Origin of the sequence: Nonomuraea jabiensis (genome assembly GCF_014204795.1) — a bacterium.
Classification (GTDB): Bacteria; Actinomycetota; Actinomycetes; order Streptosporangiales; family Streptosporangiaceae; genus Nonomuraea; species Nonomuraea jabiensis.
In genome coordinates this window covers 12,285,367-12,302,271 of sequence record NZ_JACHMB010000001.1, presented here as the reverse complement: position 1 = coordinate 12,302,271, position 16,905 = coordinate 12,285,367, and the positions used below count along the sequence as shown (strand labels likewise).

Genomic DNA, 16,905 nt, shown 5'->3' with positions numbered 1-16,905 from the left:
CCGCCGCTTCTGCTTCTCGGGCGTGCCCCATCCCCTTGCCCATGCCGAACAGGACGGTCGTAACGCCGGAAGTCATCTGCCACGATGCTGGGAACTGCAGCTACTCCAATGAGCAGGCGACGCGCGCACTGCTGGCGTTCGACACCACTCCCATCGCTGGACGCAATGTGGTCAAGGCCACCATGCAACTGTCCCTGAACGGCAACGCGACCACGTGTGGCACCCTGCAGGCGATGACGGCCTACCGGATCACTGAGCCGTGGGTGGCCGATAACACGTTCTGGGCGAATCAGCCGGCCACCACCGCCGAGGGACGTTCCTCGCTCGACCCCTGCGCCCAGGTCAGGACGGACGGAGCCATCTGGAGCTGGGACCTCACCGCGATAACCAGCGCCTGGGCCGCCGGCACCGCCAACCATGGACTGCAGCTTCGGCTGGGTGACGAACTGCCGGTCCCCAAAGACTTCGGCGAGGACTACTCGTTCTGGTCCCAGCTGTGGGGCGGAGCGAGGGTTCCCAAGCTGAGCGTTGACTGGGTGCTGCCGCCGGAGATCCCCACGGTCGCCGCCGAGTCGATCGACTCCATCAGCGGCAACGATGCAATTGCCCGCAGCACCAACGTCAAGGTGACCTACAAGTCCAGTGTCCCGGAAGCAACCGGCCTGGACTACACCGTGAAGGTCAATGACTCCACCATGGCGCCTCCAGCTGCTCAGCTGCCGGCGGGTGAAACGGGGTTGTGGAAGCTGGATGAGACCTCCGGCACCGGCGCGGCTGATTCCACCGGCAAGGGATTCAACGCCACGCTCAGCGGAACCTACAGCCGCGTCCCCGGACAGCTCGGACAGGCGGTCAAGCTGTCGCCCGGTGGCCTGATCAGCACGGGCAAACCCGTTCTCAACACCAACCAGAGCTACACGGTGACAGCATGGGTCCGGCTCGACTCCACTGCCACCGACCAGGCCGTCCTGTCGCAGATGGGCACTTACCGGCCCGCCTTCAGTCTGGGTTACCTCACCTCCAGCGCGGCCGAGCTGGATCAGCGATGGTCTCTCACCCTGATGGACGTGGACAGCCAGACCAGCATCAAGCCGGTCCCCATCCAGCCCAAGACCCTGGCCAAGGCAGGCCAGTGGCAGCACCTCGCAGCGCAGTACGACGCGACCGCCCACAAGATGCGCCTGTACGTAGACGGGGAACTGGCCGCCGAACGTGACCACACGGTCAGCTGGGATGCTCGCGGCGCTTTCGAGATCGGCCGTGGCGCCGTTTTCGCCGAGAACGCGACCTTCGACGGCGCCGTCGACGACGTACACGCCTACCAGCGTGTACTGACCGCCGACGAGGTCCGCGCTTTGGTCGGTGTTCCCGGAACCACCACCCACAACAACATCCCGTCCGGTCAGGCACTGAACAAGATTTTCACTCTGGACAACCCGGCCAGCTTCAAGTTCGTGGTCAAGGCCTGCCGGAGCGGCATCACCCCGCCCTCTTGCAATGAGAGCCCGGCCTATCGGATCACCTCGGACGCGCCGATGCTTCCCACAGACACCGAGACGGGCATGGTCGATCCCGCCCAACCGATCCTGTCCGGCATGGTCAACCGCCCCTCAGGCGGTTCGGTGACCGCAAAGTACTATCTGTACGACAACAACGGCACACCCGTCGGCGCGGCGCCGATCGGCACCCGCGCCGTCAACGGTGGCGAACGCGCCTCCTTCCAGCTGCCCTCCGACACCGTGCAACCCGGAACTACCTACAAGTGGCAGATGGTGGCCTGCGCTGTCGGCCAAGACGTCGGATCTACCCCCACGGACCCGACACCAACCCCCACACCTACGCCGACCCCCACACCGAATCCGCTACCAGAAGGTCTTGTCGCGGCTTACGGTATGAATGAAGGCAGCGGGGCCACGATCGCCGACGTCACTGGCAAAGCCGGCCCTGGCAGCACCATTGACACCACCTGGGTCGCGGGCAAACACGGTAAGGCACTGTCCTTCAACGGCAGCACGAGCCTGGTCACCATCGCCCACAGCAGTGTGCTCCGGCTCACTACGGGAATGACCTTGTCCGCCTGGGTCAACCCCACCACCGTGTCCAGTTGGCGGACCGTCGCGATGAAGGGCCACACCGCTGGATCCGCCTACGGCCTGTACGCCTCCAACGGAACAGCGCCATCAGCGTGGCTGCTCAAGCCCGATGTCACCGGCCACCAGACGGTCAACGGCGCCACCGCCTTGCAGGCATCCGCTTGGAGCCACCTCGCCGTCACCTACGACGGCAGCGTAGCCAAGCTGTACGTCAACGGCACCCAAGTCGGACAACTAGCTATGACCGGCAGCCTGGTGGACGACGGTGGCGCGCTCCGCATTGGCGGCAACGCCAAATGGGGCGAGTACTTCAACGGCGCCATCGACGAAGTGCGTGTCTATAACCGGGCCCAAACCACTGCCCAAATCACCGCCGACATGAACACCCCTATCGGTGGAACGGCAGCCGCGGCTACCGCGCAGAGAGAGGCAACCAGCGCCACTACATCGGACGGATCGGGTATCGAGGAAGTATGCACTCCCAAGACCACCGCAGTTTCCTTCACAACCCCTGGCACCCCTCCTCCGCCGCCGGTCGAAGACACCAGGCATCTCACCCTCGGTAAGGACAATTTCGTCCTCAAAACCGGCAGAACCGAGCCCACCGCCTGTGGCGGCTCACCTTGCGCACTCACCGACACAGACCACTTGCAAGTCGGCGGTGCGGGGCTGGACAAGACGGTGAGCGTCGTCGGCGTCAAGCTTGACGAAGTGCCCGATGGCGCTGCTTTTGCCGAAGCACTCCTGAAGTTGGGAACTCCCAACTGCGCAGGAGGAGCATGCCCACCTGACACCGTCTTCACTGCCATGCCGTTGAAGAGCGAAGTGACCGGAGAGACGAAGGCGTCGGATCTGGCGGGAGACGTTGACGCCAGTCTGTCGTTCTCTTTCCCTGTCGCCGATCCGCAGGCAGACATAGCGAGCAGCCAGTACACCTGGTACCTGGTCACCTCGAATCGGGATGAGGTGGCTACCATCGGAGGGTCTACGGCTAGCGAGCAGATCTCGCTCGCGCTGACATATGTACCGGCCGGCCCGCCGGGTAAGGTACTCAATCTCAGCGTGTCTCCGGGTGACTCCGGCGCTGTCGCCTCTTGGGGAGTCCCAGAAAGCAACGGCGGCCTGATCATGCTGGACGGGTATGACGTTCAGGCGTTGGAAAACGGCACCCCGGTCAAGGAATTCAAGGTCGTTTATCCGACTGTCGCGGTCGGCGGGCTGGCCAACGGCAAGACCTACACGGTCCGGGTCCGGGCACGCACTGCTATCGGCGTCGGCGAATGGGAATCGGCCACGGTGACGCCCAAGGCGGCTCCACCCCCTCCGCCGGAAGATCAGGAATGTAACCCGCATGCCGATGGCCGGCCCCCTGCATCCGCTGCTGCCGCCGCCTCCACCGTGCAGGATTACACAGATCGCGTTAAGAATTGGTTCGCTGCCCAAGACGCTGTACTGGAGGGGCGGGCGCCCAATGTATGGGAGGCGCCCGGGGTCGCTCCGTCATCGAGCATCACCGCGCAGATTTCCCTGCTGAATGACACGTTGATCGCCAAGAAGCAAGTGCTCGATGCGCAGAAGATCGTGCGTTCGGACTCTCGGGTGATCTTGGAGAACGTCGTCCCTCAAGATGGCCCGGACGGCACAGTCAGGGTGAGCGCGATGGTGACGCGGAAATGGACGGAGACCTCCACCGACCCAGATGGTTCATCTTCGGCGGCCCGGCAACGCAGCGCTGCCGGCGGACAGGTCGAACCTAGCGAGTACACCATCACTGTTACGGTTTTCGACCGCTGCGGCAACGTCACCAGGATCGAGGTGCCACCGGATGCCGAAGAGGACAGCTCAGACCATTTTGATCCCGGTTGTCCCGGTGAGATAGATGGTTCGCTGCCCGGGACCCTGGCAGCCGGCCCGAGCTGCGAAGACGGCGAACCGAGTTCGCGAGTGTGCGCTGCGTTTCCCTATATCGTGAAGGAGCCTGCCTCCCTCACGTGTGCGGTCGTCGACAACCTTGGTGCGAAGGGCTGGTTCTTCAAGTCGTCGATTCATTCCGTCTGGCCCCAAAGTCAAGCCACGGGGAGCCTGGAGAAGGATCAGATCTGGAAGATAAGCAATCTCACTAATACCGTGAGCATTGCTTCGAAGCATCCAAAATACGGTATGAAATACGACAGCAAGGGCAACGTCACCTGGAAATCTGCGTTTGCCAAGCAGTTGACAGGGTGGCATCCGAGCGACGAGAATCCTCGAATCAACGAGCCGAACGCGAAGCTGACTGCGGCCAGCAAGGCATGCTTCACTTGGAAGCGCACATCAGCGACCGTCGGCGCTTCGGTCGGAATCGAGGGTACGCGCGGGGGAAGTCCAACGGTCGTCGGCGGCCTGAGTGGGGAACTGACAGCCCAGGTCGGCGAGGACTGTGGTGAGTTCAACCCTAAGAAGGTCGTGGACAACAGGGTCATCCGCGATGTGTTCACCGGCGCGCGGGGCTACTGTAAAGAGGCCTGGCTGGATAAGTGCAACATCGACGAGTACCGGCACACCTTGATGAGTGAGCTCGACATAGAGTTCACCTATACATACAAGTCGGGCGGAAAGACAAAGACGAAGACATATAGCTGGCATCCCATCAGGCAAACGCTCTCCGTCACGATAATGAGAGAGTTCGACAAATGCAGTGGGTTGTCCTGCACCGGCGGCGACGCTCCCGGCAACTACGTCATAATCCCTGAAGTGCTTACGGCTACCGACTTGGAGGCAACGTCCAGTCGATGGTGCTTCCCTGAGCAGACCCTGTAGGTCGGCGTAAAGGGCGGGGCGGCGCGAGCTCCCCGCCCTCTTTATGGAAATCAATCATGCTCGCGTCGGCGAGAAATGGAAATCACAATCAGATATCAGCGTATCGCCGCGACGGGAAGGCCGTTACCTGCGTGAGACCATGTCGGCATGGCTGAAACGAAGAAGGGTGCCGAACGAGCTGACGCTTCTTCGGCTGTGGTGCCACGGGTGATCGGATCGCTTGCTGCTGTCGGCGGCTTCGCCCTCGCAATATTAGAACTCGCCAGGCACCCCATAAACCCGGAGCTCCCGTGGCTGGCTGTCTTTCTGGTCATGGTTTTGGCGGGCGTTGGCCTTCGGATCGAAGCGGCGATCCGTGATGGTCGCGATCGCAGAGAACGCCGTACGTTGTGACAGCCGATGCGTGGCGGCGGTTCGATGGCTCGGTCTGAACGGACGATTTGATTTGTCCTCACCTCGGCGACGGACGCCCCAGTCGAGCCGCGCCGCCCCCTGCCGGACTGTCGCGACCACCTTTGCCGCGCTGCGGTGGCTGCCGATGAAGGATCGAGAGCGCCGAGATCTTCGCTCTCCGCCACCAGATCACCGTTCTCAAACGGCTTTCGCCTTAGACGCCGGTGCGCTCCCCGAGGCTTTGTCGCCGCGCTTCTGGCATCGTTGCCTCGCGTGTCCTGTGTCAGCTATTCGACGTCGCTGCCGCTACGACGGTTGCTTGGTGATCGGCGGCCCGCCTTCGAACGGGAGATCGCCGACGCTCTGCTCGCCGCCGACCCCACCGGCCGGTTCGTCGAACCGGTGCGCCTCGAAGTGCTGACGGCCCGGACGAGCCCCTTGGACTCTGCCGAGTAGGGCCGGCGGAGGCGGTGTCGCTTCTGTACAAGAGGTGCGCGTTCCCGCCTGCCTATGCTCTGAGCACGCGCCGAACAGGGCGAACTCCTCCAAATATGCAAGGAACGGAACCATGGCCAAGATCATTTCGAGCTTCTTCATCTCCCTCGACGGCGTGGTCGAGTCGCCCGACCAGTGGCACTTCCCGTACTGGAATGACGAGATGGGCGCCGTCGTCGAGGCGGGCATGCGGAGCGCGGGGGCGATGCTGATGGGCCGCAGGCTGTACGACGAGTGGTCCGCGTACTGGACGTCGGCGGAGAGCGACAAGGAGGTCGCCGCGACCCTCAACGCCGTTCCCAAGTACGTCGTGTCGAGCACCCTGGAGAAGGCGGACTGGGAGAACACCACCGTCGTCAACGGCGACGTCGCCGCCAGGCTGCGCGAGCTCAAGGAGCGGATCGACGGCGACATCCAGATGTCCGGCTCCGCGACGACCGTGCGGTGGCTGCTGGCCGAGGGGCTGCTCGACCAGCTCAACCTGCTCGTCCACCCGATCGCCGTCGGCCGTGGACAGCGACTGTTCGAGGACACCCCGACCCACGCGCTGAAGCTGGTCAGGTCGGAGACGTTCGAGACCGGCGTGCTCAACCTGACCTACGTCCCGGCTGAGGGCATGTAGCGGCGCCCGGCAGGCGTTACCTTGGCGCCTATGTATTCACCGATCGAGGCGTACGACCAGGGCATGCTCGACGTGGGCGACCACAACCAGGTCTACTGGGAGGTGAGCGGCAACCCGGCGGGCAAGCCGGCGGTGATCGTGCACGGCGGTCCCGGGGGCGAGCCCTCGGCGAACTGGCGGCGCTTCCACGACCCCGAGGCGTACCGGATCGTCCTGTTCCACCAGCGGGGGTGCGGACGCAGCACGCCGAACGCCGGGCTGCCCGAGACCGACCTGTCGGTCAACACCACCTGGCACCTCATCGCCGACATGGAGCTCCTGCGCGCGCACCTGGGCATCGAGAAGTGGCAGGTGGTCGGGGAGTCGTGGGGCTCGACCCTGAGCCTGGCCTACGCGCAGCGGCACCCGGAGCGGGTGAGCGAGGTGATCCTGCTGGCGGTCACGGCGGGCCGCCGCAAGGAGATCGAATGGATCACCCGGGACGTGGGACGGGTCTTCCCCCAGGAGTGGGAGCGCTTCCGCGACGGAGTGCCGGAGCAGGACCGCGACGGGAACCTGGCCGCGGCCTACGCCAGGCTCCTGGCCGACCCGAGCACGCGCGAGAAGGCCGCCCGCGACTGGTGCGACTGGGAGGACACGCACGTGAGCCTCGACCCGCAGTACCAGCCGAACCCGCGCTTCCAGGACCCCGTCTTCCGGATGACGTTCGCGCGGCTGGTGACCCACTACTGGGGCAACGACTGCTTCCTGCCGGAGAAGGGCGACCTGGTGGAGCAGGCTCACCTGCTGAAGGGGATCCCGGGAGTGCTGATCCACGGCAGGCTCGACGTGAGCGGGCCCCTGGAGACCGCATGGGAGCTCCACAAGAGCTGGCCCGGCAGCGAACTCGTGGTCTGCGGCGAGGGCCACGGCGGGAAGGACATGGTGGCGGAGGTGGTCGCCGCGACGGACCGATTCCGCTGAAGAACCCCGGGGAGGCGCCCCTGACGAACGGGCGCCTCCCCGGGGGCTAGCTGCCGACCGGCTCGGCGCGGAGCCGGGCCGAGTGTTTGACCAGGGCGATCAGGACCTCGCGGCTCGAGTCCTTCTTGCGGGCGTCGCACATGATGATGGGGACGGAAGGGTTGAGCTGGAGCGCCAGCCGTACCTCGTCCAGCTCGAACGTCGGCGACCCCTCGAAGCAGTTGACGGCCACCACGAACGGCGTCCCGCGCCGCTCGAAGTAGTCGACCGACGGGAAGCAGTCGGCCAGGCGCCGCGTGTCCGCCAGGATGACCGCCCCCAGCGACCCCTCCGCCAGCTCGTCCCACACGAACCAGAAACGCTCCTGGCCAGGCGTGCCGAACAGGTACAGGACGTAGTCGTTGCCCAGCGTGATCCGGCCGAAGTCCATCGCCACGGTGGTGGTGCGCTTGGCCTCCACCGAGGTGAGGTCGTCGACGCCTATCCCGCGGTCGGTCAGGACCTCCTCGGTGCGCAGCGGCCGGGTCTCGGAGACAGCGCCCACCATCGTCGTCTTGCCCGCGCCGAAGCCGCCCGCGATCAGGATCTTGATCGCCGTCGGCAGGCGCGGACGCTCAGAGCGAGCGAAGACCATCGAGCACCGCCCTGTACATCTTCATGTCGTGCATGTCCACCTCGGATTGTGGTTCCTGGGCAGAGACGAGTTCGCGGTCGAACAGGTCGCCGAGCAGCACCCGGATCGTGCCGGCCGGCAGGTCGAGGTATGCCGCGATCTCGGCGACCGACTTGGGTTCGCGGCAGAGCTGGATGATGCGCAGGTGCTCCGGGTCGAGCCCGGCGTCGGGGCCCGGCGGCGGACCCACCGCAAGGGCCATGGAGATCAGGTCGAACCGGCCGTGCACGGGCTGCGTACGGCCGCGGGTGACCACGTAAGGCCGGATGATCTCCGGATCCACCCAGTGCTCATCCGTAGGTTCGTCCGCGCCTCTCACCGGTCGCTCCTGGCGACGGCCTCGGCGTTGCGGGCACCCGAGGTGAGGTACTGGCCGACGCGGGCCACCATCATCGCCATCTCGTACGCGACCAGCCCGATGTCGGCGTTCTGCGCGCACAGGACGGCCAGGCAGGCGCGCTCGCCCGCCGTGGTCACGATGAGGAACTGGTTCTTCCACTCCACGACCGTCTGCCGCACGGAGCCGCCGGAAATGTGGTCCGAGACGCCTTTCGCCAGGCTCTGCAGCCCGGAGGCGACGGCGGACAGGTGCTCGCCGTCGGTCCGCTGCAACGCGGCGGAGGAGGCCATCAGCAAGCCGTCGGACGACAGCACGATGGCGTGCTCGACCTCCTTGACACGGCCGACGAGGTCGTCGAGCAGCCAGTTCAGGTCGGTGCCGGAGGTAGGGGTCATGCCTCATCTCCAGACTGCTCATCCAGCATCCTGGCGGCTTCGGTGCGGCCAAGACGGGTGCCTGACTGCAGAGATCCCATCATCGCGCGGATCTCCTCCGGCGAGCGCTCGTCATCGTCCTCCTCGAAGTCGGGCTGCGTGGGCGTGTCGTCCCGCAGCGCTGGCGCCAGGTTGGCTTGGGGCACCCGCAGGGGCAGCCCGTTCGACGTGAACTCGGTCACAGGCTTCTGCTCCGGTTCGGCCGGCGTTTCGGGTGGTGTCTCCACGGCGGTGATCGGGCGGGAAGGCTGGGGGATGGGCTCGGGGACCGGCGCCGGGACCGGGGTCGGGCGCGCGGGCTTGAGCGTGCGCACGTTCTCCCCGGTGGCCGCCTGCCGCGACACGGTGGCCGCTCCGGTGGCCGCTCCGGTGGCCGCCGCGGCGACCGCGGTCGTCCGGCGCGGGAGCCGCTCGTGCCGCCCGCCGTCCTGCGGCTCGGGCGTGGGATCGAGCTGTACGAGCTCCTGCGGCAGCAGCACCACGACCGTCGTCCCGCCGTACGGCGACGCCTTGAGCACCACCTGGATGTCGTGGCGCCTGGCCAGCTGGCTGACCACGTACAGGCCCAGCCGGGCGGTGCCGGTGATGCGGAACTCGGGCGGGTCCGCGATGCGCTCGTTCGCGGCTTCCAGGTCCTCGGGCTTCATGCCCAGGCCCCGGTCCTCGATCTCGATCACGTAGCCGTTGGCCACGAGCTGGCCGCTGACCTGCACGTTCGTGTAAGGGGGCGAGAACGACACGGCGTTCTCGATCAGCTCGGCGAGCAGGTGGATGACGTCACCGACGGCGCGGCCGACGAGCACGACGTCGCCCATGGGCAGGAGCGTGACGCGAGTGTAGTCCTCGACCTCGGCCAGCGCGCCGCGCACGACGTCCACCATGGGGACCGAGCGGCGCCACGTACGGGCGGGGGCCGAGCCGGACAGGACGATCAGGTTCTCCGCGTTGCGGCGCATGCGGATGGCCAGGTGGTCGAGCCGGAAGAGCTCCTTCAGCTCCTCGGGGTCGGTCTCGCGGCGCTCCATGACGTCGAGCACGGTGAGCTGCCGGTGGACCAGGCCCTGCGTCCTGCGGGCCAGGCTCAGCAGGATGTCGCGGATGCTGCGGCGCAGCTCGGCCTGCTCGGCGGCGACGCTGATGGCGGTGTGCTGCACGGTGTTGAACGCCTGGCCCACCTGGCCGATCTCGTCGTCGCCGAAGTCCAGCGCGGGCACCTCCTTGGCCAGGTCGACGTCCTCGCCGCGGCCGATGCGCTCGACGACGCCGGGCAGCCGGTCGTCGGACAGCTCGTGTGCGGCGTCGCGCAGCTTCTGCAGCTGGGAGAGCAGGTCGCGGGCCGTGGTGATGGACAGGATGATCGAGGCGATGACCGCGATGAGCCCGAGACCACCGGCCAGGACCAGCCGGACGATCACGTTGACGGCGACGGGCACGATCCGGTCCACCATGCGGTCGCCCGCGCTGAGCACCATGCCGTTGAAGTCGGTCAGGACGCGGTCGGTCGTCGCCTTCCACTCGTCACCGGTGAACGGCAGGCTCAGGGCGGCCGGGTCATGCTCCATGACCTGCGTTTCCATGTTCTGGAGCTGGACGAACTGCCTACTCTTGATCAGCTTGTCGTAGGCGGCCTTCTCGGAATCGGGCAGTTCGGCCGCGTTCTGTCCGGCGACGATCCGCCAGGCGCCCACGGCCTGGCTGAACTGCGCCTGGTCGGCGGGGGTCAGCCGCCCCTCGGCGAGCGCGCCGGCAAGCAGCGCGTCCTCCCGGGCGAGGAGCTCTCTGGCGCGGCTCAGAGCGATGAGGGTGCGGACGTCCTTGGCGACTTCCTTGTCGTCGAGCGTCGCCATCGACCCGTAGAGACTGTCGATGGGGTCAATGACGTCGTTGTACTCGGTCATCACCTGTATGCGGCTGAGCCGGCCCGTGTCGATGGCCTTGCGTATCTCCTTGACCGATTCGAGCTGCTTGAGCAGGTCGGCCAGCCGCTTCTCGCCCTGATCGTCCAACGCCAAGCTGACCAGCCCGGCGCTGACCGACTCCTGGAAATCGGCGATGACCCGGTCGTTCTGCTTACGCTGCGTTTCGAGCTCTTTGCGGGTTTGAGCGGTCTTCTCGCTCAGCCTCACGACCGAAAGCCGGCGCTCTTTTTGCAGGCCGAGGAGCACCGGATCGCTGGGGGTCGCGATGGCGGAGTCGAGCTGGGAGACCCACAGGAGGTTGACTCCCTCACGGAGGGTGACCCACGCAGCGAAGACCCACAAGGCCGTCAGGGAGAGTAGCAGAGCCGTGATCTTGGTCCGCAGCCCCGTCTTGCGGAAGCGCATTATGTTACCCACCCTGTGCAAGTCATATCTGGTGTGCCGGACACCTTACGTGCGGCGACGTTACCTACAGTATCGATCAAGGAACTCTAGCGCACTCGCAAACCGCCTCTCAAGAAACAGTAATCACAGATGTCAGCTTCTGACAGTCTGTTAGTCAATTTTGCACCAAAAGATGGTGAGTGTCGGTATACGCCGCACGTGACCAGCCCTGCCTCCAGGCATTTCAGCATTCGTAACAGCGCAGAGCGTCTTCTTGAACAATCGCATCAGCCGGCAGGGCGTGCCACGGCAGGACCGCCGCGACGTCCTGGGGTCGGCTTCCGCGTCCCGCCCGTACATGTCCGCACCTCCGGTGACGCCCGGCGGGCGGTGGGCGCCTCGAGTCGCGGGGTGCGGAGCCCCGCTTCCCCGCCACGCACGCCGCTGCCGGCGCCGGGCCGGCGTGTGCCGTGGGCGCCGCCCGCGTTGTGTCATCTCAGTTGCGGTGTGACCATTAACCAATTCGATCAACGCGCAGTTTGCAACCCGGTGCCCCTTTTGGCTGGGAGTACCTGACAGGAGCCGTCATGAACCCCTCGCCGTCCCTCCCTGACGAGCTTTCGTCCGGTGCGCTGTCCGCCCGCGCGGCGGACTGTGCCCGTGACCTTCGCCGCACTGCCGCGCGCTACCCCGAACTCTTCGACACTGGTGAGTTCGCCGACACCCCTGGTCAGATCGCGAACATGATGGTCTATGGCACCCCGCGCCATGATCCGGGCGTGTTGCGGAGTCCCTCCCAGCTGGCGTTCTGGATTTTCCCGCTCGACGCGGCCATCGACCGTGATGCGACACAGCGATCCCAGGTACGGGCCATCGTCGAGGAATGCAAGGACGTCATCGCCGGCGACGACCCGCGTACGCCCCTGGGCCGGCTGCTCGCTCACATCCGCGATGACCTGGCTCACGCGCCCGCGTTCGGTCATCTGGGACCGGTGTGGCGCACCGAGGTGGCCGCGATGCTCGATGCGATGGCGCGGGAATGGGATTGGAAGACCGCGGCCCGGCAGAGCGCCGCCGTACCCACCGTGAAGGAGTACCTGGGCAATGCGGCCAACTTCGGCTCCACCTGTGTCGGAGTGGCCCGTTTGATCAGCACTGACGAACCGGAAGCCACGCGCGAGCACCTGCCGGCGATCATCGATGCCGCCAACGCGACTCAACGGGTCATGCGTCTGGTCAACGACCTGCGCACCTTCAAACGCGACCGCCAGTGGGAGGACCTGAACGCACGGATGCTCGGGCTCGACGAGCACGCTCTGCGGGAACTGATCGCCGAAGAACGCAAGGCATGTGACCCGATGCTGGACCGGCTCGCACAGTCCTGTCCGGGCGTGGCAGAAGACCTTCGCCGCCAGATGATGATCACCTGGGGTTTTTACTTCAACGGCGGTGATTTCTGGACCGTCTGAGCCGGAACGGTCGCGGGACCGGATGTGGAGCGGATGCTCATCAGAGTCAGACCGCCTGCGCCCGGGCCTGCCGGATGAGGTGCGAGGAGGCGATCACCGCGGCGCGGGTCACGGCGAGCGGAACGTACAGGTCCTTGTCGTGCCAGAGCGGAGGGTGGTCGCCGCCGGTCGAGCGTGCCAGGTACTCGTGACCCCGATCCGCCGCACGGATGTGGCGCGGATCCGTACGTCCTCGGGTCAGCAGCAGTATCTGCATCGCGTACGCGGTCTCCTCGGCCGTGCCCTCCCAGCGGCCCCAGGAGCCGTCCGGCCGCTGAGTCTCCAGCGTCCACTCGGCGGCCGCGCGCACCGCCTCCTGCGAGGCGTCACCGCCGAAGGCGTCGAGCGCCAGCGCGCAGCTGACGGTGGCGTAGTACGGCGACGCGTGCCACCGGTCCGTCCAGTTCCCCTCCGGACCCTGACAATCCCGGATCCAGGCGGCCAGCTCGGCGATCGTCTCGTTGTAGCGCGGTGCCGCGGAGGGCCTGCGGCGGACGTACTCGCCGAAGGCGTCCAGCACGTGCGCGTTGACGCTGACCGAGACGCCCTGCTCGCCGGGCCAGGTGGAGAAGTGGGTGCCGGAGCGGAACCCCCACAGGCTGTCCGGTTCGTGCGGCGCGCCCAACAGCGCCAGGGCGTACAGCGCCACGGATGTCGTGTCGGCGTCGGCGGGCAGTCCGGATCCCGCGGGCGTGCCGGTCGGACCGATGGCCGCCCTGATGTCGGCCACCATCTCCGGCGGCACCTCGACGGGCACGCCCGCCCGGAGCAGCCAGCTCAGCACCCAGCCACGCTCGAACACCGTGATGGGCAGCCCGACGGGTACAGGGCCCCCGTGTAACCGGACCACCGCCTCCAGATGTCCGCGGGCCGGCTCGTGGGCGTCGGGTCCCCCGCTCTCTCCCAGCCAGGCGGCGGTCGCCGCGGGCGAGGCGCCGACGCTGCCGATGGGCGTGGGCCGGATGCCGGGCGCTCCGGCGGCCTCGTCGGCCGCGATCTCCAGGGCGTGGAGCAGCTTCTGCGGCAGCTCCATGCCGGACTTGACCCAGGACCTGACGATGTGGAGCGTGTCGTAGCTCATGGCCTCGGGTAACGGCATCGGCGCCCGGCCCGGCAAGCCCTCGACGCGCTGATTGATCCGGGCGACCAGCGAGGGGATGATGTGCTCGATCGCCGGCATGTCGGGGAGCTCGAGCGGGTTGCTCAGCCACGTGGCGAGCACCCGCAGGCCGCGGTCCGCCGCGCCGGCGAGGCGCTCACGGTCCGTGCCCCGGTCCCCGCGCGTCAGCGCGGAAAGGATTCCCTCGGTGGCGCTCAGGGTCGGCACCACGCCGTACCCGTCGGGCGCGCCCCAGGCGCCGTCCTGCCGCTGCGTGCGGATCAGGTAGTCGATGCGTTCCAGGTGGCCGGTCAGCCAGGGGGCGAGAGAGACCAGCCGGCCGGTCTCGTAGACCGAAGGGGAAACCTGCCCCCACGGCCTGAGCATGAGGCTCGCGACGAGGTCGCCCGCTTCCGTGGTGATGTCCGCTGCTTCGCCGATGCTCACGCCGCGAGATTCCGTTCGATCGGGTGCAGCTGGAGGAAGAGCTTCTCCTTGGGCCGCAAGGTGGCTCCCCCCAGTACGGGCGTCAGCTTCTGCGGGTAGGGCAGCGCCGGCCGGTACCTGGTGAACAGGTTGGCGATCAACAGGGACGCCTCGATATAGAACAGGTGCTGGCCGAGGCAGACGTGCGGGCCCGCGCCGAAGGGGATGAACGAGTAGCGGTGCCGGCTTCCGGCCTTCTCGTTGGCCCAGCGCTCGGGGTCGAACTCCTCCGGCCGGGGCCAGAACTCCTCCAGCCGGTGGGTGGCGTAGGGGCTGATCAGCACTTGCGAGCCGGCCTTGATCCGGACGCCGCCGATCTCCGTGTCCGCCACGGTCTGGCGTGGGACGACCCAGGCGCTCGGGTAGACCCGCACGAGCTCCTGCAGGACCATACGGAGATACGGCATCTCGGCGACGTGCGACGGCCGCACCGGGCCGCCGCCTATCACCCGGTCGATTTCCTCCTGCAGCCGGGCGTTCACCTCTGGATGGTCGTGCAGCACGGCCCACAGCCACATCAGCGACATCGCCGTGTTCTCCGAAGCGGCGCCGTAGATGTTCACCAGGTCGTCGCGGATCTGCCGCAGGTCGGCCTGGCCCCCCTGCTCGAGCCGGGCCGTGAGCAGCGCCGAGACGACCTCCTTGGTCTCCTTGCTCTCGATGTTCTCGCGCTGCGCCCGCTCGATGAGGGGGTTGATGATCTCGTGGATCTTCCTCGTGGATCGCAGGAAGGCGCGGTCGCCAGGGACCCTGATCGAGTACGGCACGGAGGGGAAGAGCATGCGGAAGCCGATGGAACTGGCGCACGTGGCGAACTCGGGCGCCAGCCGTTCGGCGGTGTCACGGGTGATCCGGCCGCCGAACAGCAGGTTGATGACGGCCTGGTTGACGATCGAGGTCATCTGGTGCTCAACGTCGATCGGGCGGCCCGCCAGCGCGAAGTCGTCGAGCTCGACGATGCGCTCGGCGATGATGTCGGCCATGTCCTCGGCCAGGGTGGCCGTGTAGCGCGCGGTGAAGAGCGGCTGGAGGATCTTCCGGGCGGACTCCCAGGCCTCGCCCTCGCCCATGATGCTCTGACCGATCAGCCGCTGGAGCGGCTGCCAGAACATGCCCGCGCGCACGAAGTTGGTCCAGTCCGTCTTGAACACCTGCTGGACGTGGTCCGGATGCGAAATCAGGTAAGGGCGGAAGGGGCCGAGGTCGAGCCGGACGACCCGCCCGGCGGCGTCGGTGCCCATCCGGGCCAGTTCGGTGACGGGGTTCCTCACCAGCCGGGGGATGGCCCGGTAAAAGGGGACAACTTCGGGTTTGGTCACGGACGTTCCTTGGCGTGCGACATGGCTGCGCTCCGATTCAGGGCGATCTACGCGAGGCGGACAATTACCACGGAAAGGACGATTTATAATTAAGTGTCCGATTTGTCATAATTTGGGAGGTGGTGGCGGTTCGCCCGCTGGGCGGGGTGGCATCCATCGCCACGAGTGCTTCCTCCATCGCGTACCGTGTCCGTCTCACGCCGCGGACATTTCCTGACAAATGTCAATCGATGGGGTGGATTATCACATGCTTGTGCATGTAGATTCAAGATCGTACCGGGGTAGGAGCGCCGTTTGAATCCCAGCCATCCCTCGGGCGGCGGCGCTGTGGCCCGCTGCCGGGATCTGCTCGAACCGGCTCTCCGCGAGGCTGTCTCGGTCCTGCATCCGTGGGGCGCCCGGATGGCCGCGTTCGCGCTGGGCTGGGCGGATGCCGACGGGAGGCCGCACCAGGGCGACGGCGGCAAGGGCGTGCGGCCCGCCATCGCGATGCTCAGCGCCGAGGCCGTGGGCGGCACCGCCGAGTCGGCCCTCCCGGCGGCGGTGGCGGTGGAGCTGGTGCACGCCTTCTCGCTGGCGCACGACGACATCATCGACCACGACGAGCGGCGGCGGCACCGGGAGGCGCTCTGGAAGGCGTACGGGGTCGGGCCGGCGCTCCTGACCGGCGACGCCCTCCTGGCCCTGGCCGTCAACCAGCTCGCCGGACGGCCCGAGGCGATGTCGTACCTGTCGAGGGCGCTGATCGAGCTGGTCAACGGGCAGACCGCGGACATGGCCTTCGAGAACCGGCCGTGGCGCGGGCCCAAGGTGGTCACGATCGCCGAGTACACGGAGATGGTCGCGGGCAAGACGGGCAGCCTGCTGGCGGCCGCCGCGGCGGCGGGGGTGACCCTGGGCGGCGCCCCCGAGCTGGGCGACCTCATGTGGGAGACCGGGCGCGATCTGGGGGTGGCGTTCCAGATCATCGACGACATGCTGGGCATCTGGGGGGAGCCGCACGTCACGGGCAAACCCGTCTACTCCGACCTGCGGCGCGACAAGAAGACGTTCCCCGTCCTCGCGGCCCTCGCCGCCGACCACCCCGCCGCCCGCGAGCTCTCCGACCTCCTCGCGGAGGGGGTCTCGGACGAGGACTCCGTCCACCACGCCGCCCGCCTCGTCGAGGAGGCCGGCGGCCGGGCCGCCGCGCAGGTCCAGGCGGAGCGGTACGTCGCGGCGGCGGTGGGGGTGATGGACGAGCACCTGCCGGACGCCGCCGACCTGCGCGCCCTGTGCGTCTCCCTGGCCGACCGCGCCCGCTGAAGCCCCGCGGACCCGCCCCCGCGTTCGGGCCGTGCCCCGCGTTCGGGCCGTGCCCCGCGTTCGGGCCGTGCCC

At 67.1% G+C, this 16,905-nt stretch carries 13 protein-coding genes; 7 read left to right on the top strand and 6 right to left on the bottom strand.

Annotated features, from left to right (window positions below; genetic code table 11):
• Positions 1-41: 41 nt before the first annotated feature.
• The 5 genes from HD596_RS56100 to pip all read left to right on the top strand — a co-directional run bounded on the left by HD596_RS56100 (position 42) and on the right by pip (position 7,365).
• Positions 42-4,892, top strand: a complete 4,851-nt coding sequence (locus HD596_RS56100; RefSeq protein WP_185077539.1) for a LamG-like jellyroll fold domain-containing protein — start codon at positions 42-44, stop codon at positions 4,890-4,892.
• 147 nt (positions 4,893-5,039) lie between these two features.
• On the top strand, positions 5,040-5,285 hold the full coding sequence (locus HD596_RS56095; RefSeq protein WP_185077538.1) for a hypothetical protein: 246 nt from the start codon (positions 5,040-5,042) through the stop codon (positions 5,283-5,285).
• Positions 5,286-5,558: 273 nt separating this feature from the next.
• Entirely contained in the window at positions 5,559-5,741 is a 183-nt protein-coding gene (locus HD596_RS56090) for a hypothetical protein (RefSeq protein ID WP_185077537.1), read from the top strand.
• Positions 5,742-5,853: 112 nt separating this feature from the next.
• Positions 5,854-6,402 carry a dihydrofolate reductase family protein gene (locus HD596_RS56085; protein ID WP_185077536.1) on the top strand — a complete coding sequence of 183 codons (549 nt, stop codon included), beginning with the start codon at positions 5,854-5,856 and terminating at the stop codon, positions 6,400-6,402.
• Between the two features lie 30 nt (positions 6,403-6,432).
• The gene (gene pip, locus HD596_RS56080) at positions 6,433-7,365 is read left to right on the top strand and encodes a prolyl aminopeptidase (protein ID WP_185077535.1); all 933 of its coding nucleotides are present in this window, start codon (positions 6,433-6,435) and stop codon (positions 7,363-7,365) included.
• A 46-nt stretch (positions 7,366-7,411) separates the two neighbouring features.
• On the opposite strand, the gene HD596_RS56075 is transcribed toward pip, so the two are convergent.
• The 4 genes from HD596_RS56075 to HD596_RS56060 are packed head-to-tail and all read right to left on the bottom strand — an operon-like array spanning position 7,412 to position 11,136.
• Positions 7,412-7,999, bottom strand: a complete 588-nt coding sequence (locus HD596_RS56075; protein WP_185077534.1) for a GTP-binding protein — start codon at positions 7,997-7,999, stop codon at positions 7,412-7,414.
• Positions 7,980-8,357 (bottom strand): DUF742 domain-containing protein, encoded by a 378-nt coding sequence (locus HD596_RS56070; RefSeq protein ID WP_185077533.1) that lies wholly within the window; start codon positions 8,355-8,357, stop codon positions 7,980-7,982. The genes HD596_RS56075 and HD596_RS56070 overlap by 20 nt, the downstream gene beginning before the upstream one ends.
• A complete protein-coding gene (locus HD596_RS56065) occupies positions 8,354-8,773 on the bottom strand; it encodes a roadblock/LC7 domain-containing protein (RefSeq protein WP_185077532.1) in 420 nt (139 codons plus the stop codon). Before HD596_RS56065 ends, HD596_RS56070 begins: the two co-directional genes overlap by 4 nt.
• On the bottom strand, positions 8,770-11,136 hold the full coding sequence (locus HD596_RS56060; RefSeq protein WP_185077531.1) for a sensor histidine kinase: 2,367 nt from the start codon (positions 11,134-11,136) through the stop codon (positions 8,770-8,772). Before HD596_RS56060 ends, HD596_RS56065 begins: the two co-directional genes overlap by 4 nt.
• A gap of 566 nt (positions 11,137-11,702) precedes the next feature.
• On the opposite strand from HD596_RS56060, the gene HD596_RS56055 reads away from it, so the two are divergent.
• On the top strand, positions 11,703-12,584 hold the full coding sequence (locus HD596_RS56055) for a terpene synthase family protein (RefSeq protein ID WP_185077530.1): 882 nt from the start codon (positions 11,703-11,705) through the stop codon (positions 12,582-12,584).
• Between the two features lie 46 nt (positions 12,585-12,630).
• On the opposite strand, the gene HD596_RS56050 is transcribed toward HD596_RS56055, so the two are convergent.
• Positions 12,631-14,169: a prenyltransferase/squalene oxidase repeat-containing protein gene (locus tag HD596_RS56050; protein WP_313047259.1), complete on the bottom strand. Its 1,539-nt coding sequence runs from the start codon at positions 14,167-14,169 to the stop codon at positions 12,631-12,633.
• Complete coding sequence (locus tag HD596_RS56045) at positions 14,166-15,527, bottom strand: cytochrome P450 (RefSeq protein WP_185077529.1); 1,362 nt, start codon at positions 15,525-15,527, stop codon at positions 14,166-14,168. The genes HD596_RS56050 and HD596_RS56045 overlap by 4 nt, the downstream gene beginning before the upstream one ends.
• Before the next feature lie 294 nt (positions 15,528-15,821).
• On the opposite strand from HD596_RS56045, the gene HD596_RS56040 reads away from it, so the two are divergent.
• On the top strand, positions 15,822-16,832 hold the full coding sequence (locus HD596_RS56040) for a polyprenyl synthetase family protein (RefSeq protein WP_246555492.1): 1,011 nt from the start codon (positions 15,822-15,824) through the stop codon (positions 16,830-16,832).
• Positions 16,833-16,905 lie beyond the last annotated feature (73 nt).